At 60.8% G+C, this 25,872-nt stretch carries 16 protein-coding genes; 5 read left to right on the forward strand and 11 right to left on the reverse strand.

Features of this window, described 5'->3' with window-relative positions; all coding sequences use genetic code 11:
* Positions 1-36 precede the first annotated feature (36 nt).
* The 3 genes from JIN84_RS16830 to JIN84_RS16840 all read left to right on the forward strand — a co-directional run bounded on the left by JIN84_RS16830 (position 37) and on the right by JIN84_RS16840 (position 4,766).
* Positions 37-2,013 (forward strand): c-type cytochrome, encoded by a 1,977-nt coding sequence (locus JIN84_RS16830; protein WP_200352232.1) that lies wholly within the window; start codon positions 37-39, stop codon positions 2,011-2,013.
* 162 nt (positions 2,014-2,175) lie between these two features.
* Positions 2,176-3,165: a malate dehydrogenase gene (locus tag JIN84_RS16835; protein ID WP_200352233.1), complete on the forward strand. Its 990-nt coding sequence runs from the start codon at positions 2,176-2,178 to the stop codon at positions 3,163-3,165.
* Between the two features lie 209 nt (positions 3,166-3,374).
* Entirely contained in the window at positions 3,375-4,766 is a 1,392-nt protein-coding gene (locus JIN84_RS16840) for a cytochrome-c peroxidase (protein ID WP_200352234.1), read from the forward strand.
* A 141-nt stretch (positions 4,767-4,907) separates the two neighbouring features.
* Here the strand turns inward: JIN84_RS16840 and JIN84_RS16845 are convergent, their stop codons facing one another.
* From JIN84_RS16845 to JIN84_RS16865, 5 genes are all read right to left on the reverse strand, one after another.
* The gene (locus JIN84_RS16845) at positions 4,908-5,672 is read right to left on the reverse strand and encodes a ThuA domain-containing protein (RefSeq protein ID WP_200352235.1); all 765 of its coding nucleotides are present in this window, start codon (positions 5,670-5,672) and stop codon (positions 4,908-4,910) included.
* A gap of 35 nt (positions 5,673-5,707) precedes the next feature.
* On the reverse strand, positions 5,708-9,439 hold the full coding sequence (locus JIN84_RS16850; RefSeq protein WP_200352236.1) for a PVC-type heme-binding CxxCH protein: 3,732 nt from the start codon (positions 9,437-9,439) through the stop codon (positions 5,708-5,710).
* A gap of 62 nt (positions 9,440-9,501) precedes the next feature.
* Positions 9,502-10,137: a 3-keto-disaccharide hydrolase gene (locus JIN84_RS16855; RefSeq protein WP_200352237.1), complete on the reverse strand. Its 636-nt coding sequence runs from the start codon at positions 10,135-10,137 to the stop codon at positions 9,502-9,504.
* Between the two features lie 36 nt (positions 10,138-10,173).
* Complete coding sequence (locus JIN84_RS16860; RefSeq protein ID WP_200352238.1) at positions 10,174-11,382, reverse strand: Tm-1-like ATP-binding domain-containing protein; 1,209 nt, start codon at positions 11,380-11,382, stop codon at positions 10,174-10,176.
* Positions 11,383-11,393: 11 nt separating this feature from the next.
* The gene (locus JIN84_RS16865) at positions 11,394-12,263 is read right to left on the reverse strand and encodes a phosphoenolpyruvate hydrolase family protein (RefSeq protein WP_200352239.1); all 870 of its coding nucleotides are present in this window, start codon (positions 12,261-12,263) and stop codon (positions 11,394-11,396) included.
* Between the two features lie 260 nt (positions 12,264-12,523).
* Between JIN84_RS16865 and JIN84_RS16870 the strand changes: the two genes are divergently transcribed.
* Positions 12,524-13,036: a hypothetical protein gene (locus tag JIN84_RS16870; protein WP_200352240.1), complete on the forward strand. Its 513-nt coding sequence runs from the start codon at positions 12,524-12,526 to the stop codon at positions 13,034-13,036.
* A 90-nt stretch (positions 13,037-13,126) separates the two neighbouring features.
* Here JIN84_RS16870 and JIN84_RS16875 read toward each other — a convergent pair whose 3' ends face one another.
* Positions 13,127-17,353, reverse strand: a complete 4,227-nt coding sequence (locus JIN84_RS16875) for a lamin tail domain-containing protein (RefSeq protein ID WP_200352241.1) — start codon at positions 17,351-17,353, stop codon at positions 13,127-13,129.
* Between the two features lie 202 nt (positions 17,354-17,555).
* A complete protein-coding gene (locus JIN84_RS16880) occupies positions 17,556-21,728 on the reverse strand; it encodes a beta strand repeat-containing protein (protein ID WP_200352242.1) in 4,173 nt (1,390 codons plus the stop codon).
* Between the two features lie 177 nt (positions 21,729-21,905).
* Here JIN84_RS16880 and JIN84_RS16885 point away from each other — a divergent pair, with 177 nt between their 5' ends.
* Positions 21,906-22,781, forward strand: coding sequence for an AraC family transcriptional regulator (locus JIN84_RS16885; RefSeq protein ID WP_200352243.1), 876 nt, complete (start codon positions 21,906-21,908; stop codon positions 22,779-22,781).
* Between the two features lie 69 nt (positions 22,782-22,850).
* Here the strand turns inward: JIN84_RS16885 and JIN84_RS16890 are convergent, their stop codons facing one another.
* From JIN84_RS16890 to JIN84_RS16905, 4 genes are read right to left on the reverse strand one after another with little or no spacing between them, the layout of a single operon-like run.
* Positions 22,851-23,507 carry a DedA family protein gene (locus JIN84_RS16890; RefSeq protein ID WP_200352244.1) on the reverse strand — a complete coding sequence of 219 codons (657 nt, stop codon included), beginning with the start codon at positions 23,505-23,507 and terminating at the stop codon, positions 22,851-22,853.
* 3 nt (positions 23,508-23,510) lie between these two features.
* Entirely contained in the window at positions 23,511-24,521 is a 1,011-nt protein-coding gene (locus JIN84_RS16895; RefSeq protein WP_200352245.1) for an NAD(P)H-dependent glycerol-3-phosphate dehydrogenase, read from the reverse strand.
* Positions 24,514-25,227, reverse strand: a complete 714-nt coding sequence (gene plsY, locus JIN84_RS16900) for a glycerol-3-phosphate 1-O-acyltransferase PlsY (protein ID WP_200352246.1) — start codon at positions 25,225-25,227, stop codon at positions 24,514-24,516. The genes JIN84_RS16895 and plsY overlap by 8 nt, the downstream gene beginning before the upstream one ends.
* Positions 25,227-25,844: a peptidylprolyl isomerase gene (locus JIN84_RS16905; RefSeq protein WP_200352247.1), complete on the reverse strand. Its 618-nt coding sequence runs from the start codon at positions 25,842-25,844 to the stop codon at positions 25,227-25,229. Before JIN84_RS16905 ends, plsY begins: the two co-directional genes overlap by 1 nt.
* Between the last annotated feature and the right edge of the window lie 28 nt (positions 25,845-25,872).

A 25,872-nucleotide genomic window follows, 5' to 3' on the forward strand; every position in this document is an offset into this window, starting at 1 on the left:
ATAGGTCCCGCCACATTTCTATTCATACCGCTCCCCATGCTCCGCAACGCCACCGCCTTCCTCCTGTTAGCCGCCTCCGCCGCGCAAGCCGAACTCGTCGCCACCTTCACACGGGATGTCGCGACCGATTCCCGGCTGGACCGATTTCCCGCACTCGCCATCGAGGCCGGAGAACCGGCAACCCCGTTCCTTACTCCCGGCCCGTTCCAAGCGGTCTGGAAAGGAAAGATCGTGGTGCCGAAGCGCATGCGTCTGGTGTTTTCCTTCGAGGGAGAGGGCAAGGCTGCGTTGAAAATCGCCGGAAAGGACGTGCTCACCAAAGAAGGGGACCTGGGCGGCAAAGGCTCGGAGTCCACCCGTCTGAACCCGGGTGAACACGAAATGGAGATCTCCTATTCCAGCAAGCCCGATGGCACCGCCACATTCCGGATCTTCTGGGAAGAGGCATCCTTTCCACGCCAGACCATCCCGGCGTCCGCTTTCAAGGCGGAGGCGACGGAAGCCACGACCTTGGGCGAGCTCCAGCGTCACGGTCGCGAGGTCTTCGCCGCGCAGAATTGTTTCAAATGCCATTCCGGTCCTACCACGATGCCGGAGACCCAGTTGATTCCACCGATTCTCGGGGGGATTGGGGATCGGACCTCGGAGGAATGGCTGCGCCGTTGGATCGCTGATCCGAAAACGCTCAAACCGACCACCCATATGCCGTCCCTGGTGGACGCTTCCACGGAAGAGGGCCGTCAGCAGGCAAGTGATCTGGCAGCCCATTTGGTGAAACTGAAAACCGCTTCCTCCGGTCCCGCGCCAGACGCGAAACTTGCCGAGGAAGGTGGAGCCCATTTCCACGAGCTGGGCTGCGTGGCCTGCCATAACGCACCTGACAAGGGCGTGACGGACCCGAGCCGTGTCCCTCTGAACAACGTCGCGTCGAAATACCTTCCCGGCGCGCTCGTCGCATTCCTGAAGTCTCCGGACACCTATCATCCGGCCATCAAGATGCCGAATTTCAACCTCTCCGATGCGGAGGCGAACAGCATCGCCGCGTTTCTGACCGAAGCTTCCAAAGGCAAGGAAACCAAGTTCGACAAGGAGTTTCCGAAGGGGGATGCCGACCGTGGTGCGAAACTGGCGGAATCCCTCCAATGCGGCACCTGCCACGCGGGTGAGCCGATGGACCCCACGAAATTCCCGATCCCCTTGGACGGTCTGTTCAAGAAGGATTGGGCCGCAGGTGGTTGTGCCGCCCCGGCTGACAAGCTGGGCAAATCGCCCCACTTGAACTTGAGCGACAAGGATCGCGCCGCACTCGTCGCGTTTTCCAAGACTGGCGCGGATTCACTCAACCGTGACACTGCGGCGGAATACACCACCCGCCAGATTGAGACCCTCCGTTGCACGGCCTGCCACGCCATCGATTCGAAACAACCGCTGCTTAACGGCTTTCACGGCGAGACGGCCGGACTCGCGGCCCATATCAAGTCGTTGCACGAGCGGGTGGACCAGACCCGTCCGCAGCTCACGTTCACCGGGGAAATGCTCTACACCTCCGCCATCGAATCGATGATCGCAGGCACCACCGAGCCAAGGCCCCGGCCGTGGCTTGCGATGCGCATGCCCGCTTTCAAGAACCAGGCCACAGGCCTGGCCAACGGATTTTCCAAGCTTCATGGCCACGCGCCAGACAAGCCCGCCGAGGTGAAGGTGGATCCCGCGTTGGCCGCAATCGGCAAGGATCTTGTCAGCGCCACCGGTTTCGGCTGCACGACCTGCCACGGAATCGGCGATATGAAACCAACCGCCGCCTTCGAGGTGGAGGGTGTGAATTTCAAACTCTTCCCGAACCGCATCCGCGAGGATTACTACCACCGCTGGATGGACAATCCGCAGGCCGTCATCCCGGGTACGAAAATGCCGCGCTATTCACAGGACAACAAGTCGCAACGGACCGACGTGCTTGATGGCGACGCGAAGAAACAGTTCGAAGCCATCTGGAACTACCTGCACCAGAAGTGACCTTGGCGTTCCAGCCTGTCCGCCGGCAGATGGGCGGTGAATCATGATGAAAAAGGGGTGCTCCGGCATCCCTTTTTTCATGTCGGCGTGGCCGCCCATGGCCATATGTTTTTTCCCCTGTTGACCAATCGATCGTGGCTTCATAGCTTGGCGGAGTATTCTATGAAAACTCCCATTACCGTTTCCATCACCGGTGCCGCTGGCCAGATCGGCTACGCTCTCCTTTTCCGCATTGCTTCTGGTTTCGTGTTCGGCCCTGACCAGCCGGTGAACCTCCGGCTCATCGAGATCGAGCCGGGGTTGCCCGCTCTCAACGGGGTGATGATGGAACTGGATGACTGCGCGTTTCCACTGCTCAACGAAGTCATCGGCACCGCCGATCTGGACGAAGGTTTCAAGGATGCGAACTGGTGTCTGCTCGTCGGTTCAGTGCCTCGCAAGGCGGGGATGGAGCGCGCCGACCTGCTCGGTATCAATGGCAAGATTTTCACCGGTCAAGGCCAGGCGATCGCGAGGAACGCCGCCAAGGACGTGCGCGTGCTGGTCGTTGGAAACCCGTGCAACACGAACGCGCTGATCGCCATGAACAACGCCGCCGGAGTGCCTGCGGACCGTTTCTTCGCCATGACCCGGCTCGATGAGAACCGTGCGAAAAGCCAGCTCGCCCGGAAGGCCGGCGTCCACCAATCCAAGGTCACGAACCTCTGCATCTGGGGAAACCACTCCGCCACCCAATACCCGGATTTCACCAACGCGAGGATCGACGGTCGTCCCGTGACCGAGGTCATCACGGACCGTGAGTGGTTGGAAGGGGAGTTCATCACCACCGTCCAGCAGCGCGGTGCCGCCGTCATCAAGGCCCGCGGACTTTCCTCCGCCGCCTCCGCCGCGAACGCCGCCCTCGACACGGTGAAGAGCCTGATCACCCCGACACCGGAAGGAGACTGGCATTCCGTCGCCGTCTGTTCGGATGGCTCCTATGGTATTGAAAAGGGCATCATGGCCTCCATGCCGATCCGCACCCGCGGGGACGGCACGTGGGAGGTCGTGCAAGGTGTCCCGGTGAACGACTTCAGCCAGGGCAGGATCGATCTCACCATCGCCGAACTGCTGGAGGAGCGCGAGGCGGTCAAGGATTTGATCCCCGCGTGAGGATGGGGCGGCGGGCGATGCCGTGGCATGCACCCGCCGCGCTCCAAGGCGGTGGTTTTCAAAAAACGGGGTGAACGCCTGTGTCATATCAGGCTGTCGTGCGGCTCTTCAGGGTTGCTTTTGCTAAGATTTGGTAAAATACGATCCCGGGTGTTAAGCGGGTGTAAAGTTGATTGAGGTCACGAAACCAAGCGGTGTTTTGTGATTTCATGCAGCGACAAAAACCCTCCTACATCGCCGTTGGAATCCTCGCCACCTGTGCGACCATAGCCGCCCAGATACCGGCTTCCTCAAGCTTCAAACTTCGCCCCGCTTCGACAGCAGGAGTGGTCAGCATGGAGTTGACGGATCCGGGGAACCACACCTGGCAGGTCGAACGTTCGACCGACCTGATCCACTGGTTCCCCGTGACGACCACGAAGGTTCCCAACGGACGCTACGGCTATCTGTTCCCGATCGAGCCGGACGGCCGGAGTTATTTTTACCGGGCGGGCTACGATGCGGATCAACAGAATGTCACCAGCACCGTGGCATCCGCACTCGGCCTCGGAGCGGCGGCCGCCAATTTTTCCATCATCCCGCTGCCGTCCCACCTGACCGTCCCGATCATCACCGGGCAGAACAACACGCCGGTTACCAATCCGACGACCGATCCCGGTGCCGAACTTGGCAGGGTGCTTTTTTATGACAAGCGGTTGTCTCTCAACCAAACCGTCTCCTGTTCATCGTGCCATCAGGCTGCCCACGGCTTCTCCGATCCCGCCCGCCTCAGCGTGGGTTTCGAAGGTGGCCACACTCCCCGTAATTCCATGGGCCTTACCAGCGCCCGCTACTATCCCCGGGCGCGCTTCTTTTGGGATGAGCGGTCGGCGACGCTGGAGGACCAGGTGTTGCAACCCATCCAGAACAGCGTGGAAATGGGAATGACGCTTCCGGCCCTCAACGCGCGCCTCGCGGCGGAGCCGTTCTACCAGGATTTGTTCAACCGGGCATTCGGCAGCCAGCAGGTGACATCCGAACGGATCTCGAGGGCGCTTGCCCAGTTCGTGCGATCGATCGTATCCTATCGTTCAAAATATGACCTCGGGGTGCCGCTGAATTTTTCGAACTTCACCGCGCAGGAACAGCAGGGGAGGCAGATTTTCAACGGCCCGGGCGGCGGAGCTCCCTCGTGCGCGAGCTGCCACGGCACCGACAATTTCGTGCCGAACAATGTTTTCAACAACGGTTTGGAAAACCCCTATGTGGACAAAGGGATCGGTGATGTCACGGGTCTTCCGCAGGATGAGGGATTGTTCAAGGTTCCTTCGCTCCGGAACATCGAACTGACGGCCCCCTACATGCATGATGGCAGGTTCGCCACGCTGGAGCAGGTGGTGGAGTTCTATAGCACGGGAGTGGTGGCCCATCCCAATCTTTCAGGTCCTTTGCGTGAAGGGCCTCCTCCCGGTCCGGGGCAACCACCCCAGCCGGTGGTTCCGCGCAGGCTGAATCTTTCGACGGCGCAGAAGGCCGCGCTGGTCGCATTTCTCAAGACACTCACGGACAGGACCGTAACGACCGATCCAAAATTCCAGGACCCTTTCAAATACGGCCAGTGATACGGTTTGGTCGGGGGTCGGTAACGGGAGGTCATTCCTGTTACAGTAAGGAAGTAGGATCCTCCATCGTCTGAACCCATATATAAAAAACCGCCGTGGCATTCCAGCCACGGCGGTTGGGACGATAGTCTTCGGAATGGTTCAGCGACCGGCGACCCAGTTCACCGAGTTCACCAGCAGCGTTTTGTAGGCGGCATTGTCGTGCGCCTTGTCGTCGTGGCCGAGGGTGATGCAGACGATGCGGGTTTTCTTGTCCTTCACCGTCCACACGCTTGGAAGCGGATCCTTGCCACCGTCCGGGGCGTTGTAGCAGCAGACGTCCACCTTGGTTTTGTTCCCGATTTCGAAACGATAGTTCTCATCGTAGATCTTGAAGGTGGCGGGCACACCCTTGGTGACCGGGCTCTTGGTGTCCTTCACGGTCACTTCGAAATCGCCCTTGCCGTGGCTGGGGGTCTTGCCTCCGACGAAGCGCTCGTTGTATCCCTTCCAGCCCGAGTGATCCCAGGTGGCGGCGTGAAGCAGGACGATGCCCTTGCGGGCGTCGGCGAACTTGTTGAGCGCGTCCTGGAATTCATCTTTGCCGTATTGGTCGTGGTTGCCGCTGAAGACAAGGACATCGGCCTTTTCAAGAAGTGCGAGGGCTTCTTCGAGGTTGGGAGTGGCCGCCACGTCAAAGGTGGGAACCGCCTTCAGGGTGACGGCGTCCGTGCCGAGGAAATACTTCGGGAAGTCATGCGAGCTGCCGGAACCGACGAGCAGGACACGCAGCGCCTTCGCAGCCTTGGGTTCGGCGAACTTCTGGCCCATCGGCTCGGTGCTGTCCGGTGCCTGCGCGAGCAAGGGTTGGCAGAGGGCGGCGGCGCAGAGGACCGCGCGGGTGATTTTGGTGAGGTATGGTTTCATGGTTTTATTTGATAACAGATGGATGCCGGGAAGATTCACTCGGACTTTGGCGCGACGCTGCGGATGTAGCCGATAATGTCCCGGAGATTGTCCGTGCCGATCGCCTCGAGACCTTCGGGCATGAGCGAGTTGGCGCCCTTCACGCGGGAGGCGATCTCCGAAGTCTTGAGGTCCTGGGTCACGCCACCGGGCATGCGGATCTGGACGCGGGCTTCGTTCTCGCTGGCGATGAGGGCGGAGTGCAGCGTGCCGTCCTTCATGGTGATGTTCCAGGTGCGGTGTTCGTCATCGACCACCAGGCTGGGATTCACGATGTGGGTGAGAAGCTCGCGCACGGGGTGGGCTCCGATGCCGTCGAGGTTCGGGCCGAAGACATTGCCCGCGCCCTCGATCTTGTGGCACACGGCGCACATCGCGGTGAACAGGGTCTTGCCGTTCTCGATGTTGCCGGGTTTTTCGATGTCCGGCAGCAGTTTCGAAACGAGCTCATCCTTGCCGGAGGAAGTGCCGCCGCCGAAGAGGGCCTTCGCGCTCGCTGAGACGGCCGCGTCCGGGTGGGCGGTGAGGCGGGATACCAGCGCGGGCGTGAAGCTTTCAGCGGCGATTTTCTTCGACTCGATGGCTGCAAGCAGTTGCTTCGCCCACTCGGGACGGCCGGCGAGCGCGTTGAAGGCGATTTCCTTCTGGTCATCCTTCAGAGTCGGATAGGCGTCGATGATCGCTTTCCCCGCTTCCGGCTCTCCGGTGGCGGCGAGGGAGGTGAGGAGATCCTTGGTGAGTGATTCCGGCTGTGGTTTCGCCAGAAGCGCGGCGACGTTCGGCAGGATGAACTTGTTCAACGAACGGGCCGGAAGCAGGGTGCGCACCGCTTCAGCACGCGTGGTTTCCGGGACATTCGGATCGCGTGCCGCGTTGAGCAGTTCCCCCGCGACCTTGGTGGATTCCTTGGCAAGCGTTCCGGACTTGTCCCATACGGCGGCCACAGGCAGCGCGGAGATTGCGACCCGCTTGTTGGAGGACGTCAGGAGCACGCGCAATGCATTGATCGCACCGGCCGCGCCGCGTGGGGCGTTTTGGGATTTTCCAAACTCCTGCAGGACCGCGATGACGAACGGAGCGTTTTTGGACGCCGCAGCCGCTTTGACGACGCCGGGAATCTGTGCGGTGTTTTCGCCGGAAACCAGGGCGGCGGCCATGGTACGGATGGATTCCTCGGTCTGTCCGGCACCCGTGGCGTCGGCGAGCACCGACTCCAACTGTGAGGTTGGCGCCTTGGCTCCGGCGGCTGCCGCCGCGGCCTTGGACCAGTCATCCCCGAACTTGGAATTGCTCGCGAGAAGAACGGCGCTTGCTTCCGGCGTCATGGTGGAGGCACCGAGGGCGCGCAAGGTGGCAAGACGGACGCGGGCGTCATCGTCGTCGATCCCGGCTTTCGCTTGTGATCCGGAAATAGGGATGCCGGCGGATTCGGCGATGAGATAGGCGTTCTTCCGGATGTGGGAGTCCGGGGAACCCATGGCGCTTGCAAGGGTGGTGTCCTTGAGCTGGCCGAGACGGTTCAGCGCCCACAGCGCGAGGATGCGGGATGAGGCGACCGGCTCGCCGGCAGCCATGGTGGTGAGGGCGGGCACAGCCTGCTTGCCGAGCGTGTCACCTTTTTCCAACAGGATGCGGATGGCATTGAAACGCACCACCTTGTTCGGGTGCTTGAATGCGGCCACGAGCGCGGCGGCGTTCGCGCTGTCCAGATCCGGGATCGGGAATTTCGGGGCATCCTTATGCTGGATGCGGAAGATGCGGCCGAAATATTGGTCGCGGTCCGGGCGGATGGAGGCGTTTGATTTGCTGTGCTCGGGGCCACGGGTGTCATTGTGGGTGACGACGGGAGTGTTGAAATCCAGCACATACATCGCACCATCCGGTCCGAAGGAAACATCGACGGGGCAGAACCAGTAGTCGGTCGAGCGAAGCCACTCGGCCTGGATATCCATTTTCTCCGGTCCTTTCATCACGGGGCCATCCTGTTTGATGGTTTCGCAATGGATGATGTCCAGGATGGGCTCGGTGGTGAAAATCATGCCATTGTATTCCTTCGGCCACGCACCCCCTTCATAGACCGCGGTGGAGCAGGCTGCCGTGAAACGACCCACCTGGTCGATCTGGCGGATGTTCGCACGCTCCGGCAGATCCTTGCGGGCGACCTGACGTCCGGGATTCACGGAAGAGAAGGCCCCGGCCTTCGTGCTGGACTTGGCGAGAACCCACTCCGGCATGACGACATGCTCGATGGGATTTCCGCTGGTTGCCTTGCCGTGGTAGATTTCCATGTCGCTGGTGACTTCACCGCCGAAGGAGTTTCCGCCTTGCGAAGCGACCTGCTCGATGACGCTGCCGTCCGTCCTGAAGCGGAACACACCTGGAGAAATCTTGGTGACCTTGCCGGTCTTCACGCTCTTCGCATCCGCGCCGCTGCCGGTGCTCACGTAAACCCAGCCATCGGGAGCCTCGACGAAGTGGTTGGCGACGAAGTGGGTGTCTCCCGGAGCGAAGCCTTCGAAGAGCGGTGTTTCCTTGTCCGCCTTGCCGTCGCCGTCGGTGTCTTCCAGATAGACGATGTGAGGCTGCGCCACGGCGATGACACCTTTTCCGGAAAGAGTGAAGCCCGTGACGAGTTCCAGGCCGGTGTGGAAGATGTTCTTCTTGTCCATCTCGCCGTCGCCGTTGGTATCTTCCAGGATGCTGATGCTGTCGCGGCCGGGACGATCGTAGTTGCCGGGTTCGCGGACGCCGGTTTCTTTCCATGCGGGAGCGTTGAGAGGACGTTTGCCGTTGGGGTATTCGGGAGTCTCGGCCACCCACATGCGGCCTCTACCGTCCCATTGGATGGCGATGGGCTTGTTGACGAGAGGCTCCTCCGCCACGACACTGGCGACGAAACCGGGCTGCATCTGGAACTTCTTGATGGCGTCCGCCGCACGCAACGGTCCGCCTGCCGGATAACGCAGGGTTGCAAGGTCCGCCTTCACCGAGAAGGTGTCCACGTTCTCCAGCTTGCCCGCCCATGCGACGGAGCGCAGGATGAACGTCCGCACGCTGGCGTGGGCCAGTGTCTCGGGCGCTCCCTGGAGGATGACGGATGCGCGGTGTTTGTCCTCACCCTCATAGGTCCACATCTGAGGCTGGAGATCGTAGATGTTGGAACGGACGTCCTTGTCAGGCACGCGGGGTCCTTCGCCGCGTTTGGGATTTTTCCCGTAGGGAGTGAAGGCGGAGGCGATGACGTAGGCTTTGTCCGAAATATCGAGATCGTAGTAAGTCTCGTCCGTGATGTCGAATGGAGAGCTGTCCTTCACGATCGCATGGGAATTGCTCACCACATAAAGCATCATCAGCTCCTTGAACTTGCGGCTGTCGGCAGGATCCCAGGCACCGCCCAGAACTTCCTTGCCCCATGCCGAAGGACCGGCCGCGACGCCGCCGTTGATGGCGACGATGCCGCCGCCGCGTTTTGCGAACGCGGAGAGCGCGGTCTGGTCGCTGGTGCTGAGTTGTTCGAATTTGTCGCTCTGGAGAATGACCACGTCGGCGGTGGCGAGTTTGGTCTCACTCGGTTCCCCGGTGGTGACCTGCGCGCCGCCCGCTTTCAGCGCCGTGGCACACTGGCCGGTGAGGGCGGGGTTGTTTCCTGTGATGAGCACACGCAGCGGAGCGGCGGAAAGCCACGGGCCTGCCGCGATGACGATGGCGATGGTGAGGAATGGTTTCATCTATCGGTTGTTGTAAATGGGTTCAGGTCGGGAATTTTTGAGATCTGGTGGAATGTCGTGGATTACTGTGCCGCAGTGCCACCAAGTTCGGTGATGGATATGTCCTTCATCTGGACCAGCAGCCTGCCGCCGCCGTGGGCTTGGAGACCGAGTCTTCCGGACAGGGGGATCCGGGGATCTTTTTCGGAATAGTCGGCCACGAGAACGTCATTGATCCACGTCCGGATGCGGGGGCCTTCACAACGCACCCGGTACTGGTTCCACTCCCAGTCCTTGGCTGCGCCGGGAGTGCCTTTGATCAATGCGGTGTTGCGACGGGATTCATCATAAAGATCACCCCAGTAGCCGGCTCCGGCATCCACCTGGTAGCCGATCATTTCCGAGTCCTTTTCGGAGCGCTGGCTGCGGACCTGCATTCCGGAATTCATGAAGCCCTCGCCCTTCACCAGACGGAGCCGGTAGCTGAGTTCGAAATTTTCATAGTGTTTCACTGAAGCAATGAAGGTGTTGAAGGGAACCTGTTCGGTGAGCGAGCCGCCGACGATCATGCCATCCCCGACCTTCCACCACTTCTCCTCGCCCTTGCGGATTTCCCAACCCGCGAGGGTTTTTCCGTCGAACAGGGCGACGGGAGCGGCACCTGAATGGGATGCCGCACCGGAAGTGATTGCCGCCAGAATGACGAGGTTTCGGAGCATAGGGCGGTTTTTTACCGAAGATGGACCAGGGATGTTTCAACCCATTCGGGGGGGCATCAGGGCCAATAATTTCTCCGCACAAGCGCGGGCGAACACGGGGCTGTTGATCTCCTCGTCGAACTCTTCGACAGGGATGCCCGCATTCGTGCGGATGGCATCGAACAGCGCTTCATCCGCGGCGGGATCATGAAACGGCCGGCCTTCCGCGCTGATGACGCTGATGGCTTTTTTCGGAATCATGATGGCCGCGGGCGCGGTGTATTGGTTCACCTTGTCCGCGATGATCCTGCCGAGCCGGGCGCATTCCTCGGGAGTGGTCCGCATGAGGGTGACCTGTGGATTGTGGATGTAGAAATTGCGTCCTTCGTATTTCTCGGGAACCGAGGCGCGTTCGCCGAAGTTGACCATGTCGAGGCAGCCGGGACCGACGACGACGGGGATCTTCGCGTGGGCCACGGCGTCCATGCGCTCGGGGCCCGCGGTGAGCGATCCGCCGAGCAGTTCGTCCGCCCACTCGGTGGTGGTGAGATCGAGAACACCCGCGACCATGCCGCTCTCGATGAGGGCTTCCATCGATTTGCCACCGGCACCGGTGGCGGCGAAGACGAGCACTTCGTAGCCCGCTTCCTCGATGATGCGCTTGGCTTCGGTGATGCATGCGGTGGTGTTTCCGAACATGCTCGCGACAACAAGCGGACGGGCGTCCGCGATTTCGATTTTCGCTTCCACCATGCCGCAGATCGCGCCGGCGGCGCGTGAGAAGATGATGCGTGAAAGCCGGTTCAATCCCGCCACATCGGCGATGCTGGGCATCATGACGATGTCTTTCGTGCCGAGGTAGTGGGCGGTGTTTCCCGCGGCGAGGGTGGACACCATCAATTTCGGAAAACCGAGGGGCAGCGCCCGCATCGCCGCGGTGGAGATGGCGGTGCCGCCGCCGCCACCGAGGGAGATCACTCCGTCGATGTCGCCCGCGGCCGCCAGTTTTGACAGAAACACCGGAGCCGCCCGGCTCATGGCCACCACGCATTCACCCCGGTCCTTGCGGACCATCAGCGCTGCGAGATCCACACCCGCGAAGGAGGCGACCTGCTCGCGGGTGAAGTCCGGTGTGACCGCAGGAGGATCACCACTGCCGACGTCGATGAGCAAGGGACGGTGCCCGCGCGCGCGGATCAACTCCGCGACGAACGCGTGCTCCTCACCCTTGGAATCAAGGGTGCCGATGACGGCAATGGTGGCCATGCTTGAAGGGATTAGTTTTTCCGTGTGACGGAGATACGCTTGAACTCCTGCGTCAGGCTGGTGAGGGATGCTTCCACGCCCATCCGCTCCAGACTTGATGCGCCGACGAAGCCCACGCAGTCGGTCGCCTTGATGACGCGCTCGGCGTCCTCGGGAGTATTGATCGGTCCGCCGTGACAGAGGAAGAAGATGTCCTTGTTGACGGTTTTCGCCGCATCGATGATGTCCTGCGTGCGCTTGATGGTGTCTTCCCAGCTCACCACGGCGTTCGTCACACCAATGGAACCACCGACGGTGGTGCCGACGTGGGCGATGATGGCGTCCGCTCCGTTCTGTGCCATTTTCACGGCTTCTTCAGGAGAGCCGACGTAAACGATGGAGAACATGTCCATCTTTCCAGCGAGGTTGACCATGTCGAATTCCTTCTCCACGCTCATGCCGGTTTCTTCAAGCACTCCGCGGAAGTGGCCGTCGACGATGGTGTGGGTGGGGAAGTTGTTCACGCCGGAAAAGCCCATGTCCTTCACCTTGCCCAGCCAGTGCCACATGCGGCGGCGTGGGTCGGTGGCGTGGACACCGCAGATCACCGGGATTTCTTCAACGACCGGCAGCACTTCGTATTCGCCGATCTCCATTGCGATCGCGTTCGCGTCGCCGTAGGCCATCATGCCCGCGGTCGAACCGTGGCCCATCATGCGGAAGCGGCCGCTGTTATAGATGATGATGAGGTCCGCGCCACCCTTCTCGATGAATTTCGCGCTGATTCCTGCTCCGGCACCTGCGGCGATGATCGCCTGACCCTTGTCGAGTGTGTCATTCAAGCGGGCGATGACTTCAGCACGGGTGTACGGATTTCCTTTTCCTGTCCATTTGTTTGGCATGGCAGAGGTATTACTGCCAAGGTTCGCGCCGTCTAGTGCGGATACATGAGTTTCATCCACTTCCGGCTATCAGGCATCCACATGGAGGGCGGGATCCTGCATTGCAAGATGCGCCGGAATACCGTGCATATTCGCATTTTGCATCCTGTGGAGGGGTGGGATCACGAGGGACGACGATTGGTTGGGAACGCCTTGCGGCGCTTTGGGGAACTGGCACGCGTAGTGCGATGGGATCGCCAGCCTTCCCACTCCAGACCCTCATGAACGCGATCCTCAACTTCTGCTGTGTGCTCAGTGTCGTTTGCCTGCTCTCGATGATTGCCGGAAATTCCGGCGGTGACAGTGTCACGACTGTCGATGCAAAACCTTCCGAAACGGTAAACCGGCCCACGGCGCTCCGTGCCGTGCTGTTCAACTCGCACGCCCGTACCAAGGCTGTGCAATACTTCGACACCTACAGGACGGAACCTTACGGGCTTCCGCCAAGCTGTGTTGCGACGAGAAATCCGATGGAACTTCCCATGGACAAGATCCACATCAGGACCGGAGAAGTGGTGCGGGAGAACGAACGTGCCTGTTTGTTGGACGCCCCCGACGAACTGACGAGGATGTTCCCTGTCCAGCCCGAGGGAGTGCGCTACTGTGTCGCAGGAAACCAACTCGTCGTCGTTGACGACAAGTGCAGGGTGCTCGACGCCATCCGGATCCCGACCATTCGTCCGTCTGTCGCAGAAGAAGCACAGACGGTCAAACTGGCGAGCCACCAGTTCTGACATCTTGTCGCACGGATACGGCAGCGCCGGATCTTCCGATTATGAAAACCTGACCATCCACCGTGGGACCGGGCTCCGGGGCCGGAGTTCCTAAGGTTCCACCCGCATTCTGAAAAATTCTGACTTTTCGGCAGGTGCGAGCGGGAAGACCGCGCGTATCCGCGGGTCCCCGGTGGCAGGGTCGGTGGAAATGGTTTCCAATGGAGAAGGAAGTGCGGTGGACCAAGGGTTTTTCAATGTGGTGCTTCGCTCGAACCCAATCCCTCCCGGAACCGCACGACGGTTGGCACGGTAGGCGAAGCGGATGGTGGAGTTTCCTGGAAGAGGGTGCGCGTCCAAGCCGAAAAGAGCCAGACGGGAGAGGCCGCCATCGGCCACGGTGGGATTCAGGTGGTGATAGAATTCGTAAAGGTTCACGATGCCGTCATGATCGGGATCCGCGTTGATACCGGCATCCGGTCCGGTCAGAGTCGTATAGGCGATCCATTGCGCGTAGGTCTGGGTCACAACCACTTCGACCGATGCCGAGATCGCGGAGCCGCCCAGGTTGGTGACCACGCAGTGATAGATTCCATCATTGGTGGGAAGTGCCGGGAAGATCTGGTAGCTCGACGATCTGGCTTCGGGAATTTCCGTTTCGCCGAAGAACCATTGGTAGCTGAGGCCATACCCGGAGGCGCCGACGGAGAGGGTGATGTTTCCACCTTGGGCAACCGTCTGGTTCTGCGGCTGGTCATTGATGACAGGAGCCGGAGGGGCCGAATTCGGGATTCCGGGAGAACCATTGAGCGCGATACTGGGCTTCCAGTTCGTCGGCTCATTGAGATCTCCCGCCGGATCGATGACTTCCAGCGAATAACCTTCCCCATCGGGCGTGACAGGCCATGGCGCCTTGTCCTTGTAGTTGACAGAGGAGACCACATTGCCTGCGGCGTCGAGGAGCGAGATGATTTCGCCGCTGTTTGAGAGGGTGCCGGCATAGTAGGCGCCTGGAATGACGCCCGTGTATTTGTTGCGCCAGTCCGCGGGAGTGTCATTGCTGGCGATCACCATGTAGCTGCCGGGAGCGATCTTGGAACCAGGAGGGAACACGTAGGTCACTCCGGCGAAATACCAACCATTCAGATCCACGGTGCGCGGGCTTGCATTGTAGATTTCGATGAATTCATGGCTCTCCGTGGTGGAGGGATGATACATCAGCTCGGTGATCCTGACGGCCGGAGGACCGGTCTCCGTGGTGAAGGTGGCTTCGTTCAAGGCGCTCCAGGTGGAGCCGTCCAAGGCCCGGGCCTTGATCGTGGTGGTGGAGGAAACAACCAGCGGAGTGCTGTAAGGCAGGGCGGTGGTGCTTACCGCGCCACTGTAGATCACGCGTGGATCGGTGCCGTCGGTGGTATAGTAGATCGTCCCGGCGCTGGTGGTTCCGCTTGCCGCGGTCGGGTGGGCGAGACTGACCTGATAACCCGAGGCCACCTGCCTTGTTCCCACGGCGACGCCCGAATTGCGAATTTCCGGAGCATTGAGGGTGGGGTAGAGCCCGGCGGTGCGGAGCTGGCCCATGAAGATGGCCAGGCGTTTGGGGAAATAATCACCCGTCATGCGGGTGTTTTCGGCAAGCCATTGCGACTCCCGTGTGTAAAGTTCGTAAGGACTTTCCGAGAAACTGTGCACATCCCGACGATAGTCTCCCCAGCGGCTGCTCTCGGCGACGATCGGTTTGTCGAGGATGGCCTGCCATTTCTGCCAGCGCAGGACGTTTTTCGACTGCGTCAGAGCTCCTCCCGGAGCGATCATGTGGCGGTGGATGCGATCGGCGAAATCAAGGCGGTATTGCGGGTTGTCGTCGAGTTTGGTGTGGAGATTGCCCGGGACGTCGTCGGAGCCGCCGGCTGCGGGGACCCTGTTGCCGTTGTTGGTGAGCAGAACATTTTCAAGATCCCAGGGGATGTAGCGGAATTTGCCTTCGGTGGTGAAGGTGCCGCCGGCACGTTGCCGGATGGCGACCCAGTTCTTGTTCAAGCCCCAGTCCTGGTGGGCGGCGAAGAAGTGAAGGGCGGTATAGTCGATGAAGGATGTCATGTCCAGATAGCCCTTGAAGAGTTCGTAGGTGGAGTTCGAGGTGGCTGCGGGAAGCCCGGTCATCGCCCAGTAAACGTTGCCCGTGCCTTCCGCGACACTGCCCTGGTCGATCACGTCGTAATCTTCCTTTTGTCCGCCGAGGACATTTTCACCCAGCGCCGAAGACGGATCCTCGGTGAGATCGTAAACGCCGAAGTAGATGCCGTTGATGAAGACGTGTGCGAGACGGCTGTGGCTGGCGAGGTTTCCCATTTCCAGCATGGAGTCCTTCATCCATTGGTCGCGGATCGCGGTGGAGCGGGTGCGTTGGGCCGCCTGGGTATGGCGCCAGCTGGTGTTGTATTCGGCGCGGAGGACGATGTCGTCATATTCCGCGACGGCGGTTTCAGGGAAGAGCTTGTACTCGAGCTTGCCCGGACCGAACTCGGGCTTGAACTTCAGCTTGAAGCTGTGCTTCGGATTGTTTTGTGGCTGGCGGCTGGAATTGCCGCTGATGCCGAGTCCGGAGGTGGTGGCGAAGGCGGTGGTTCCGTCCGGCAGGATCATCTCCACCGAGCATCCCTTGTAGGGAAACTCCTTGTTGGTGACGTTGGTGGAATGATACATGCCGGTGGAGGCGAACATGTTGCTGTTCGCGGTGGCGATGGAGACCGAGGGAAGCTCGCGCAAGCCGTCGTTGAACCGTTGCACCTTGACCGGATCAAGAGCGCTTGCGGAATTGGTGGGGGTCACACGAAGCGGATCGAGATCCATGCCGTAATCCGCCGTGACGATACCGCTGGGGAAGTTGCCGTGGCTGCCCCAGTTATTCGGCAGTCCGGGAGGGGTCTCCGATTGATTGATGATCTGATCTTGGAAAATATAGGTGTTGGTGACCGGAGCGCTGGGAACGAATCCGGTAGCGAAGGTCGCGGCCCGGAGGACGGTGGTGGCGCTGACATTGATGGGCCCTGAGTAAACCGTCCCCGTTGTGGCGGTGGGTTCGCTGCCATCCGTCGTATAGCGGATGGTCGCATCCACGGTGGACGTGCTGAGTGTCAATGCGAAGGGAGCGGAGAAGAAGCCGCGTTGGATGCCGAAGGCGGGAGGGACGGCGGTGGAGGACAGAACGGTGGCCGAGTTCGCCGCGCCCGGGGTGGGCGGCGTGAAATAGCGCCCCAGGCCGGAAGAAAGTCCGAAGCTGTAACCGGCGCGCTGGGCGGGATATTCGGAGAAATTGCTGGCGAAGGAGACCGGGCGGTCCGGTTTGACCAACGCGAGATCACCGCCGTTCACGCCGAGTTTGAAATTCGTATGCAGGGCTCCGGACACGGGGCGACGGTTTTTTTCCGAAGCGAAGACGACCAGATAAGCGCCGGAGGCGAGCGAGCGGTTCGGGAAAACCCATTTGGATGGAACATCCGGATCGTCGGTGAGCGCCCAACCGTTCAGGTTCACCGCGGACGGACCGGGATTGTGGATTTCGATCCACGCCTCGTTGTCTCCGTCGGCGTCCAGGTAATTCGAAGCGTTTACGGCAGTGAATTCGTTGATGATCAGATTGCCCGCACCCGATGCGCTGAGGGTCACATTCCAACCTGCCGCAGCGAATGGATTTTCGGCGAGATCCTTGATTTCATGCCCGGAATTCCAGGTGAAATTCACCGTGCCAGCCGTGGGTTGGGAGAAGGTGAAAACATATGGACCAGCACCAAAACCAGTGACCGAGGTCGCCGCGACGTTGTTGATCCTGAGATCCGCGGCATCCACTCCTGTCACAACCTCGCTGAAGGTCACCTCCGCTTCCGTCAGCGCACCCAGCGTCGAACCGGCGGTGGGTAGTTGCGTCTGCTGGAGCGGAGCCTGGGCGTCCGCGAGGATATAGCTCCATGATGGCGGTGTCTCCAAGGTTCCCGAGCCGGAAAGACCGGCGATTCCAGTGTCTCCGGCGAACTCGATATTCACCTGACCGGGCTGGGGTTGGTTGAAAGTGAATGTGTATGGGCCGGCGCCGGTTCCGCTGAAAGATTGGGCGATCGCCCCGTTGACAATGATGTCGGTGGCATCCACTCCTCCAACTGATTCACTGAAAGTGATTTGAACGGATGTCAGGCTGCTGACCGATGCTCCGGCGGCAGGCGAGATATTGGAAATGACGGGAGCGGCGGTCGCGGGCAGACTGGCAAGGAAGCATGCGACGGTAAACGGGTGGCGGAGAACGATCATGCTCAGGAGGCGGGAGGGGTGGGAGATAGGCATGGGCCGGGGGAATGGAATGGCTGGAGGGTGAATGTGATTCTCCCAAGTCCCATGATTTGAAGGAATCATGGGGATTCACAGCGCCTGCTTGCAGGGGCTGCGTGCCCGCAATAGCCCAAATAACGAAAACGAACAAGTATTTCTCCCGGCCGGGAAACTTTTTCGGCCGGGAGAAATCGAATTCGCAGGTCGGTTGAGGGGATCAGTTTGTCGATTCCACCTTGACTCTCAGGAAGTCAGCAGGATCACCGATTACCGGACCCGGACTGCGGAAGGTGCGGTAGAACCAGCCGGAATCCAGTTGAGGCAGGGTGGATTGGATGGTTTCGGCATCCGTGCCGGTGACTTCGGTCACGATCAGATCCCAGTTGTTCAATGCGTCGCTGCCTTGGACCCGGTAGGTCACGCCATCCACAGTCAGGAATTTTTCCGTACCCCCGCCGAACGCCGCGACCGAACGCACCGGGATGGTCAAGGTGAGGGCTTGGTCCGTTCCGACAGTTGCAACCTTCCCGGACACCTTGCCACCGGATGTGCCGGAGAGCGGGTTCCCGTTGAGGGCGAACTCGAGGAAGTTCGCCGCTCCATCATTGTCGGGATCAAGACCGGGAGCGTTGTTCGCCACGGTCAGGCCCTTGAGGGCCGCCCAGGCAGAGTATGGGCTGGCGGCGGATGGCGCGTAGACCAGTTCGAGTGTGTTGCCGGTTTTCTGCACCGTCCATGTGCCGGCTCCGCTGAAGCCTGTGGCATCGACCTGGACGGCGGAGGGGTCGAATCCGTTGAGAGCATTGATCGAGGTCGCGATGGCCAGTGTCTTTGCGGTTTCGGTGAAGCCGGTGGGGGTTCCTTTCACCCGGACGGTGAGTTTGTTTCCACTGGTGGCGGAGAGTGTCAGGGTGTCGGCGGCGAGCTGGTCCCAGTCCGTGCCCGGAGTGGTGCCCGTCCAACTGGCGACGTCCACCGCCAAGGCGGATCCCGGAGCGAGAGTGATGGCGGCGGTGGTCAGCTTGCCGGCGGTAACACCTGGTGCGACCGTTCCATCGACCGTGACGGTACCCGCAAGGGTGCCGGTGCCACCGATGGTTCCGGCGGCGGCCACAGTGCCGGTGCCTTGAAGCGAGCCGTTGACGAGGAGGGTACCCTGGTTCACCGACGTCCCCCCTGTGTGTGCGGCGACGCAACTCGCGTTCAGGGTCAGGGTTCCGGTTCCGGATTTCACCAGGCTGCCGGTGCCGCCGAGATCGGGGGCGACCGTGGTGGTGGTCGCCGCACCGATGTCGAAGGTGTGGGCGGCTTCCATCAGGTTGATGACATTGAGAGAAGCTCCGGTGTAGGCGCCGTTGGTGAAGTTCAGGTTTCCGGTGGTGGTCACGCCGCCGGTGAGGTTGAGGATGGAATCGAAGTTGCTCCCGTTATATTTCACCTGGATCTCACCCGCGCTGGCCGTGATGCCTCCGGCTCCCACGTTCATCGTGGAATTCGCGGTGTTTCCAGCGATCCGGACGAAGGCGGTGGGGGAGGTCAGCACGATCGAGTTGATCCCGACCGTGGCCCCGCTGCCGGCTCCCAGGATGCCTTGGGTGACGGTGGCGGTGCCGGTGATGTTGATCAGATTCCGCAGCACCATCTGTGTGTCCGCGGAGGTTCCGTTCAAATTGGCGTTGGCGAAGGTTTCGTTGCCGATCGAGTTGACGAGGGAATCGGTGGAACTGCCGAGCACGTTGATGGTCGCGGTATCGGGAATCTGATCGCTGCTGATGATCGCCAGGGTGCCGGTGCCAGAGGTGGTGATATCGCCGCCCACGGCGTTGATTCCCGCGGTTTTCTCAAGACGAAGGGCTCCGGCGCTTACCGTCACGAGTCCGGTGTTGGAATTCGGCTCGGTGCCGCCGAGCGAAAGTGTGCCGCCTCCGGCCTGGAGCTGTCCGGCTCCGGAAATGACTCCGAAGAGGCTGCCACCGTTGTTGAACAGGAGTTTGCCAGCGGTCAGGACGTGGGGAGATCCCGTATTGACCGATCCGATGGTCACGGTGTTGTTGGCGGCCTTTTCCAATGTTCCCTCGCCGGTGATGGTATTGGTGAGAACGTGGTCATCGGGGCGGTTCAGGACCAATGTTCCCGAGTTCACGATGCTGCCGGTGATGCTCCCGCCTCCCACGGTGACTCCGTCTCCGAGGCGGAGGGTGCCCGCATTGATCACGGTCCCGCCTTGATAGTCGTTGGCCGGGGTGGAGATGGTCAGCGTGTTGGTGCCGTTTTTCGTGATGCCGGTGGCTCCCGTTATTTTTCCAGGGCCGCCGAACGCGTAGGCCTTGTCGGTATTATTGACAGTGATGGCGACCGGTGAAACCGTGGTGGTGACGTTCACCACTCCGGTGCCGGAAGCCGTGTCATCGAAGGTGACGACGTCGGTTCCGCCCGTCCCCTGGAGGTAACGGGTGGAGGCGTTCGTGACGGTGGTTTTCCAGTTCGGCGTACCAACGGTCCCGGTACCATCCGGATCGATATCCCAGTCGGTGGAGATGTTTCCCATCCATTTGATCTGTTCGGTCGACGCGATGTTGACGCCGATGGTTCCGATGGCCCCCGTGGTGTGGGTCAGACTGCCGGTGGTGCGCGGGGGAAGCTTCAATGAAAGGCCGTCGAATCCCTTGGTGCCGCCGAGTGTGGTGTACTCGATGAGCGGGAAAGCGCCTGTCGAGAGATTGCTGCCGGAAACGGCGAGCGTGTTGGGGCCCGCGGGTCCGACAGGCCCGTTGACAAGCAGGTTTTCCGCCACAATGACGGGGGATTCGGGATTGCTGTTGGCGCCGAGCGCGATTTCCAAAGTGGCACCAGCGGTGGTTCCCACCGTAAGGGCGTGCGCCTGCAGGAAATAACTCGGGTCGTGGGACCTCACCGTGAGGGTGGCCGCATCCGCGACGGTGAAGTCGGCGGGAGACAAAGGCAGCTGGCTTGAAGACAGCTCCAAATGCCCCGCCGCGACCGTCGTGGTGCCGGAATAGGTATTCGCGCCGGAGAGGGTGAGTTTTCCTGTTCCGATCTTGTTGAGAGCCGTTTTCTGATCGGTTCCATCACTGATGACCCCGCTGAAGGAACCCGCGCCGACATTGAGCGTGGCGGGTGCCGTGGTGCTGGAGTTCGTGATCGATCCGGCACCGGTGATCGTGCCGAGTTGCGGAGAGACCCCGTGGATCTGCAGGATGTTGTTGGCGGCGACATCCCAGGTGGCCGCCGCACTTCCCGAGTTGGCTCCGGAAATGCGGAGCTTCCGGTTTCCACTGGCACCGTTGATGCTGAAGACGCCGGTGTAGCCGCTGTTGTTTCCGGTCAGGTTGAGGTTGCCGTTCAGGTTGGGTGTGGTGCTGTTGTTCGCGGTATTCTGATAGGTGACGGCCCCCGCACCGCTCAGGTTGCCCGAGACCAGGGCTCCGTTGGCCGGATTCCCCCCCGACAGCGTGCGGATGGTGGTGGCTCCGTTGATGGCGACTGCTCCGGATATGGAGATCGGTCCTCCCGACACCAGATTGAATGACAGGATGGATCCCTGGTTGAGCGAGACGTTTCCGGTCTGTGCCAGCGAGAGCGTGGGGTTGTTGCTGTAAAGTTCGAAGGTTCCGGCGTTGACGGTCGCGGGTGCCGCCGAGTCCAGCGAGCTTGTCGCGTTGCCGCTGTTCGACTGGAGACGGAGCGATCCCGAGTTGACGACGAGATTGAGATTCGAACCGAGGGTGGTGAGCCGGCTTGATCCGCCCTGGATGACAAACAAGTTGTTCCCGACGGTGAGGGTGCCGTTTGATACGGTGTAGCCGGAGCTGATCGTGATCTGACCGGCACCGGTGGTGGTCAGGGTCCTGCCGCCGAGATTGAATGGCGCGGCCGCGGCGAGCGCTTGGAAAACGATATCCTCGTTGTTGTTGAAGCTGGCCGGATTGCCGTTGGTGTTCGCATTCGCGACATTCCATGTCTGGTCCGCGCCCAGGGTGATCTTGGATGAACCGTAGAACGTCTGCGTGGCGGTGGAGGAGTCGATTCCCCCCGCGCCGATGGTAAGGGTGTTGGTGGAGCTTGCGTTGTTGTATCCCGTATAGGTGGTCGCGGCGTTGCGGGTGCCTGTCACGTTTGTCACCTTGATGCCGCTGATCGACAGGTCGCCGCCGAGCGGGGAGAGATTGCCGGTGGCGTTCACCGGAGGTGGTCCCTGGTCGTTCCACACGGCCACATCCGAGGGACCCGGGACCACGTTGCCGGTCCAGGCACCCGGCAGGTTCAGCGCGGTGTTGTTGAATAGTTTGGGGATCTCCACACCTTGCACGGCTTGAAGGCACAGGAGCATGCAGTAGCTGATGGGGGCAGCCAGACGATGGTTGTTCATAGGATTTTTGGGGTTTTTACAAACAGGCAAAAAATGGGTTTTCCTACCTATTCCGGCATGATCCCGAATTTTACGTCGGGATGTCCAGCATCGATTTTATCAGATGATAATCGGATGGCGCCGCCAGCTATGACTGGACGCCCCGCCGGCAGAGACCTAGCCTCGGGGAGTCTTCACATGAAAAGTGTCCCACCTGCCGCAGCCTCGCAAGATATCGAGATCCTGGGGAAAACCACGCGTTACCAGGTGGTGCGGGCCGACATTTCCGATCTTCGCGGATGGATGCAGGATGGGCCGGTATGTCCGTTGCTGGCACAACATCACATTTCCCACTGCGGGATCATGAAGGCGGCCCCACCTTTTGAAATCCTGCGGACCAACCAGAGCGGGACCTTCATGCTTGCCTGTCTGGAGGGCGAGGGAGTGATCCTCACGGACGGCCAATGGAAGCGCATCCGGGCGGGACAGGCGTGCCTGCTGCCCCCGTTCGTCCTGAACGCGCTCAAGTGCCTGCCCGGAAAGCCATGGAACTTCGCATGGGTGCGCTACCGCGAAGCCAGGGAGACCAGGCCCATCGTCTCGTCGATTTCTCCCGTCACCGGAACTTTCGACACCGCGCCGCTGCAAGCCGCCATCATGGGGCTGCATGCGGAAAGCTCCACAGGACACTCCGCCTCCGCGCTGCACCATTGGAGCGAACTCGTGCATCACTATGTGCTGCGTTTCGCCCAGCCACACACTTCGGATGACAGGCTCTGGCGCGTCTGGCAAAGGGTGGAAACCGATCTCGCCCACGCGTGGACGCTGGATGAACTCGCCTCGGTCGCCTGCCTGAGCGGCGAACACCTGCGCCGCCTCTGCCGCAAGGAGCTCGGCCGTAGCCCGATGCAGCATCTCACCCACCTGCGCCTCCAGCGCGCGCGTCACCTGCTCTCCATCACGGATGACAAGGTGGAGGTCATCGCCCGGGCGGTGGGGTTCGAAAGCGCGTTCACGTTTTCAAACACCTTCAACAAATGGATCGGCTGGCGGCCTTCGGAATTCCGGCACTAGGAATTCCGGCATCCTTGCCGCGATCCCGACAAGGGATTCATACGGCGGCACCCGGAGTGCGGGCAGCTGTCACTCGGCCTTTTCTTCCTCAGGTGCCTTCCTGAACTTAGCCTTCGCGATTTCAATGACCATCGGCAGTATGGAAACCGCGATGATACCGAGGACCACCAGTTCGAAGTTGTCCTTGATGATCGGAATGTTTCCGAAAATCCAGCCGGCGGGGAGGATCAGTCCGACCCACAGCAACGCGCCGATGACATTGAAGAACATGAAGCGCTTGTAGTCCATCTCGCCCGAGCCCGCGACGAATGGAGCGAACGTGCGGACGATGGGAACGAAGCGTGCGATGATGATCGTCTTGCCGCCGTAACGGACGAAAAACTCGTTGGTTTTCGCGATGTGCGAAGGTTTCACGATGCGGGGAAACGTGCGCATCGTCCAGCCGCCGAACTTGCGGCCGATCCAGTAATTCACCGTGTCACCAAGAATGGCGGCGACGAGAAGGATGATCGCGGCATACCAGATGTTGAGCGCCGATCCCGGAGTCGCGGCGATGGCACCGATGGCGAAGAGCAACGAGTCGCCCGGAAGAAAAGGGGTGATCACCAGCCCCGTTTCGCAGAAGATGATGAGGAACAGCAGTCCGTAGACAAGCGTGCCGTGCGCGTTGATGAAGGCCTCGAGGTGAACCGGGAGGTGCAGGAAAAGGTCGATGATTTCTTTCATGATCTAGCTGTGTTCCGGACGGGGGTCGCGGGTGAGGAGTTCCTGCATGGCGAGCGGAGCGGACTTGCCAGCATAGAGGATGCCATACATGGCGTCGATGATGGGGGTGCGGACGTCGGCGGAGCGTGCCGCCTCGTAGATGGAAAGGGTGTTTGGAACCCCCTCCGCCACCATGCCGAGCGAGGAAACGGCTTCTTCCAAGGTCTGGCCTTTTCCCAAGGCGAAGCCCACGCGGTGGTTCCGTGAGTGCTGGGAGAAGCAGGTGACGATAAGATCGCCCACGCCTGAGAGACCGGAAAATGTTTCCATCCTGCCACCGAGCGCGACGCCGAGCCGCGTCATCTCGGCAAGGGCGCGGGTGACCAGCGCCGCCACGGCATTGTCCCCGAGACCAAGGCCGTGGGCGATTCCCGCGGCGATGGCGTAGATGTTTTTCACCGCTCCTCCGTATTCGATCCCGGCGAGGTCGTCCGAGGTGTAGGAGCGGAAATGGGGGAAAGTGAAGATTTCCTGCAATCTCACGGCGAGCGAGTGGTCGTCCGATCCGATGACCGCGCAGGTCGCCATGTCGGTCGCGATTTCTTCGGCGTGGTTCGGCCCCGACAGAACCGCGATGGGGTTGTCCGGCAAAACCTCGCGTATCACCTCGCTCAGCCGGTCGCCCGTGTTTTTCTCGATGCCCTTCGCACAGGAAAGGAGGATGGTTTCGCGTGGCAGTCCTGCATCGGCCAACCGCCTGGCCATCTCGCGGGTTGCGGAACTCGGAACCGCGAAGATCAGCAGGGGAAAATGAAGCGCCTCTTCCAACCGCGTGGTCGCACGGACATTCGCTGAAAGCTCCACCCCATTGAGGTAATGGGGATTCCTGCGCGTGTCGTTGATTGCCGTGATAGTCGCATCATCGCGGCCGACCAGAAGGATAGGATCCAGCTTGGGCGCGAGCAGCTTGGCCATCGCCATGCCGAACGAACCGGATCCGAGGATGGCGGCGGACGAGATGGGGGCTTCAGACATGGGTTGATTTCGCCTTGCGGGTGAAGCGGTTCTCGGTGCCCTCGCGAAGCCGCTGGATGTTCGAACGGTGTTTCCAGATGGCGAGCAGTCCGATGACGACGGTGAAAACGAACAACGGCTTGTTCCATGTCCCGTCCTGGATTCGTCCGTGGTGCCAGGAACCCCACAGGGTCACCATCGGCAGCGCGGCGGCCGCGACGATGCTGGCCAGCGAGACGTAACGGGTGGTGATGAAGACGATGAGGAACACGATGATGAGAACGCCGAGGCCCGCGGGCATCAGCGCGAGGAAAACCCCTGCGGAGGTGGCGATTCCCTTTCCTCCGCGGAAACCGACCCAGGGCGAGTAGTTGTGCCCGAGCACGGCGGCGAGGGCGGTGAGGATGTGCGCGATCTGGCCTTTCAACGCTTCCGCCGCCGGAATGTGCAGTATCCAGCCTTCCGGGAAATCAAACGTCATCAGGGGCGAATGGCTGCTGATGCGGATCACGTTGATCGCGATCAGGACCGGAATGAATCCTTTGAGGGCGTCCAGCAGCAGGCAGGTGATGCCATATTTCTTTCCGACGACACGAAGGACATTGGTGGCGCCAATGTTCCCCGAACCGTGCTCGCGGATGTTGATGCCCTTGGCCTTCGCGATGAGCAGACCGAAGGGAATGGACCCCAGCAGGAAGGCGATGAGGGGGCAGAGCCAAAGTTGCATCACTCGGCGCTGGCGGATGTGATGGTGATGGGTTCAACCGGGACATCGCCACCGAGACGTGCGTCGGCACGGGTCTGGGTACCTTTGATCTTGTCCACCACGTCCATGCCTTCCACCACTTTCCCGAAGACGGCGTAGCCTCCGTTGCTCGGGTAGTTCAGCATGTCGTTATCCACCACGTTGATGAAAAACTGGGCGGTGGCGCTGTTCGGGTCACTGGTGCGTGCCATGGCGATGGTGCCGCGGTCGTTCTTGAGGCCGTTCTTGCCTTCGTTGACGATGCCCTTGCCGGTTTCCTTCTCCGTCAGGGCGTTTCCGCTTTGGGTGAAGCCGCCGCCCTGGATCATGAATCCGTCGATGACGCGGTGGAAAACGGTGCCGTCATACTGCTTTTTCTTCACGTAACCGAGGAAGTTTTCGACCGTGACGGGAGCTTTCTCCGCGTTCAGTTGCAGGACGATGTCACCCTTGGTGGTTTTCAGCCGGACCTTGGGCGATTTTGCCTCGGCGGCGGGCACCGGTGCCGGGGCGGCTTTTTCCTCTTCCTTCTTGGGCGGCTGGCAGGATCCGAGGATGGGAAACAGGACAAGCGAGATAATGGCGAGACGACGTTTCATCGGCGCAACCATTAAGTGATGGTGGTGC

Origin of the sequence: Luteolibacter yonseiensis (assembly GCF_016595465.1) — a bacterium.
Classification (GTDB): domain Bacteria; phylum Verrucomicrobiota; class Verrucomicrobiia; order Verrucomicrobiales; family Akkermansiaceae; genus Luteolibacter; species Luteolibacter yonseiensis.

What these genes read in the sequence shown, in the direction of transcription:
- JIN84_RS16830 (WP_200352232.1), top strand. Translation starts at nt 37, where the DNA reads ATGCTCCGCAACGCCACCGCCTTCCTCCTGTTAGCCGCCTCCGCCGCG.
- JIN84_RS16835 (WP_200352233.1), top strand. Translation starts at nt 2,176, where the DNA reads ATGAAAACTCCCATTACCGTTTCCATCACCGGTGCCGCTGGCCAGATC.
- JIN84_RS16840 (WP_200352234.1), top strand. Translation starts at nt 3,375, where the DNA reads ATGCAGCGACAAAAACCCTCCTACATCGCCGTTGGAATCCTCGCCACC.
- JIN84_RS16845 (WP_200352235.1), bottom strand. Translation starts at nt 5,672, where the DNA reads ATGAAACCATACCTCACCAAAATCACCCGCGCGGTCCTCTGCGCCGCC.
- JIN84_RS16850 (WP_200352236.1), bottom strand. Translation starts at nt 9,439, where the DNA reads ATGAAACCATTCCTCACCATCGCCATCGTCATCGCGGCAGGCCCGTGG.
- JIN84_RS16855 (WP_200352237.1), bottom strand. Translation starts at nt 10,137, where the DNA reads ATGCTCCGAAACCTCGTCATTCTGGCGGCAATCACTTCCGGTGCGGCA.
- JIN84_RS16860 (WP_200352238.1), bottom strand. Translation starts at nt 11,382, where the DNA reads ATGGCCACCATTGCCGTCATCGGCACCCTTGATTCCAAGGGTGAGGAG.
- JIN84_RS16865 (WP_200352239.1), bottom strand. Translation starts at nt 12,263, where the DNA reads ATGCCAAACAAATGGACAGGAAAAGGAAATCCGTACACCCGTGCTGAA.
- JIN84_RS16870 (WP_200352240.1), top strand. Translation starts at nt 12,524, where the DNA reads ATGAACGCGATCCTCAACTTCTGCTGTGTGCTCAGTGTCGTTTGCCTG.
- JIN84_RS16875 (WP_200352241.1), bottom strand. Translation starts at nt 17,353, where the DNA reads ATGCCTATCTCCCACCCCTCCCGCCTCCTGAGCATGATCGTTCTCCGC.
- JIN84_RS16880 (WP_200352242.1), bottom strand. Translation starts at nt 21,728, where the DNA reads ATGAACAACCATCGTCTGGCTGCCCCCATCAGCTACTGCATGCTCCTG.
- JIN84_RS16885 (WP_200352243.1), top strand. Translation starts at nt 21,906, where the DNA reads ATGAAAAGTGTCCCACCTGCCGCAGCCTCGCAAGATATCGAGATCCTG.
- JIN84_RS16890 (WP_200352244.1), bottom strand. Translation starts at nt 23,507, where the DNA reads ATGAAAGAAATCATCGACCTTTTCCTGCACCTCCCGGTTCACCTCGAG.
- JIN84_RS16895 (WP_200352245.1), bottom strand. Translation starts at nt 24,521, where the DNA reads ATGTCTGAAGCCCCCATCTCGTCCGCCGCCATCCTCGGATCCGGTTCG.
- plsY (WP_200352246.1), bottom strand. Translation starts at nt 25,227, where the DNA reads ATGCAACTTTGGCTCTGCCCCCTCATCGCCTTCCTGCTGGGGTCCATT.
- JIN84_RS16905 (WP_200352247.1), bottom strand. Translation starts at nt 25,844, where the DNA reads ATGAAACGTCGTCTCGCCATTATCTCGCTTGTCCTGTTTCCCATCCTC.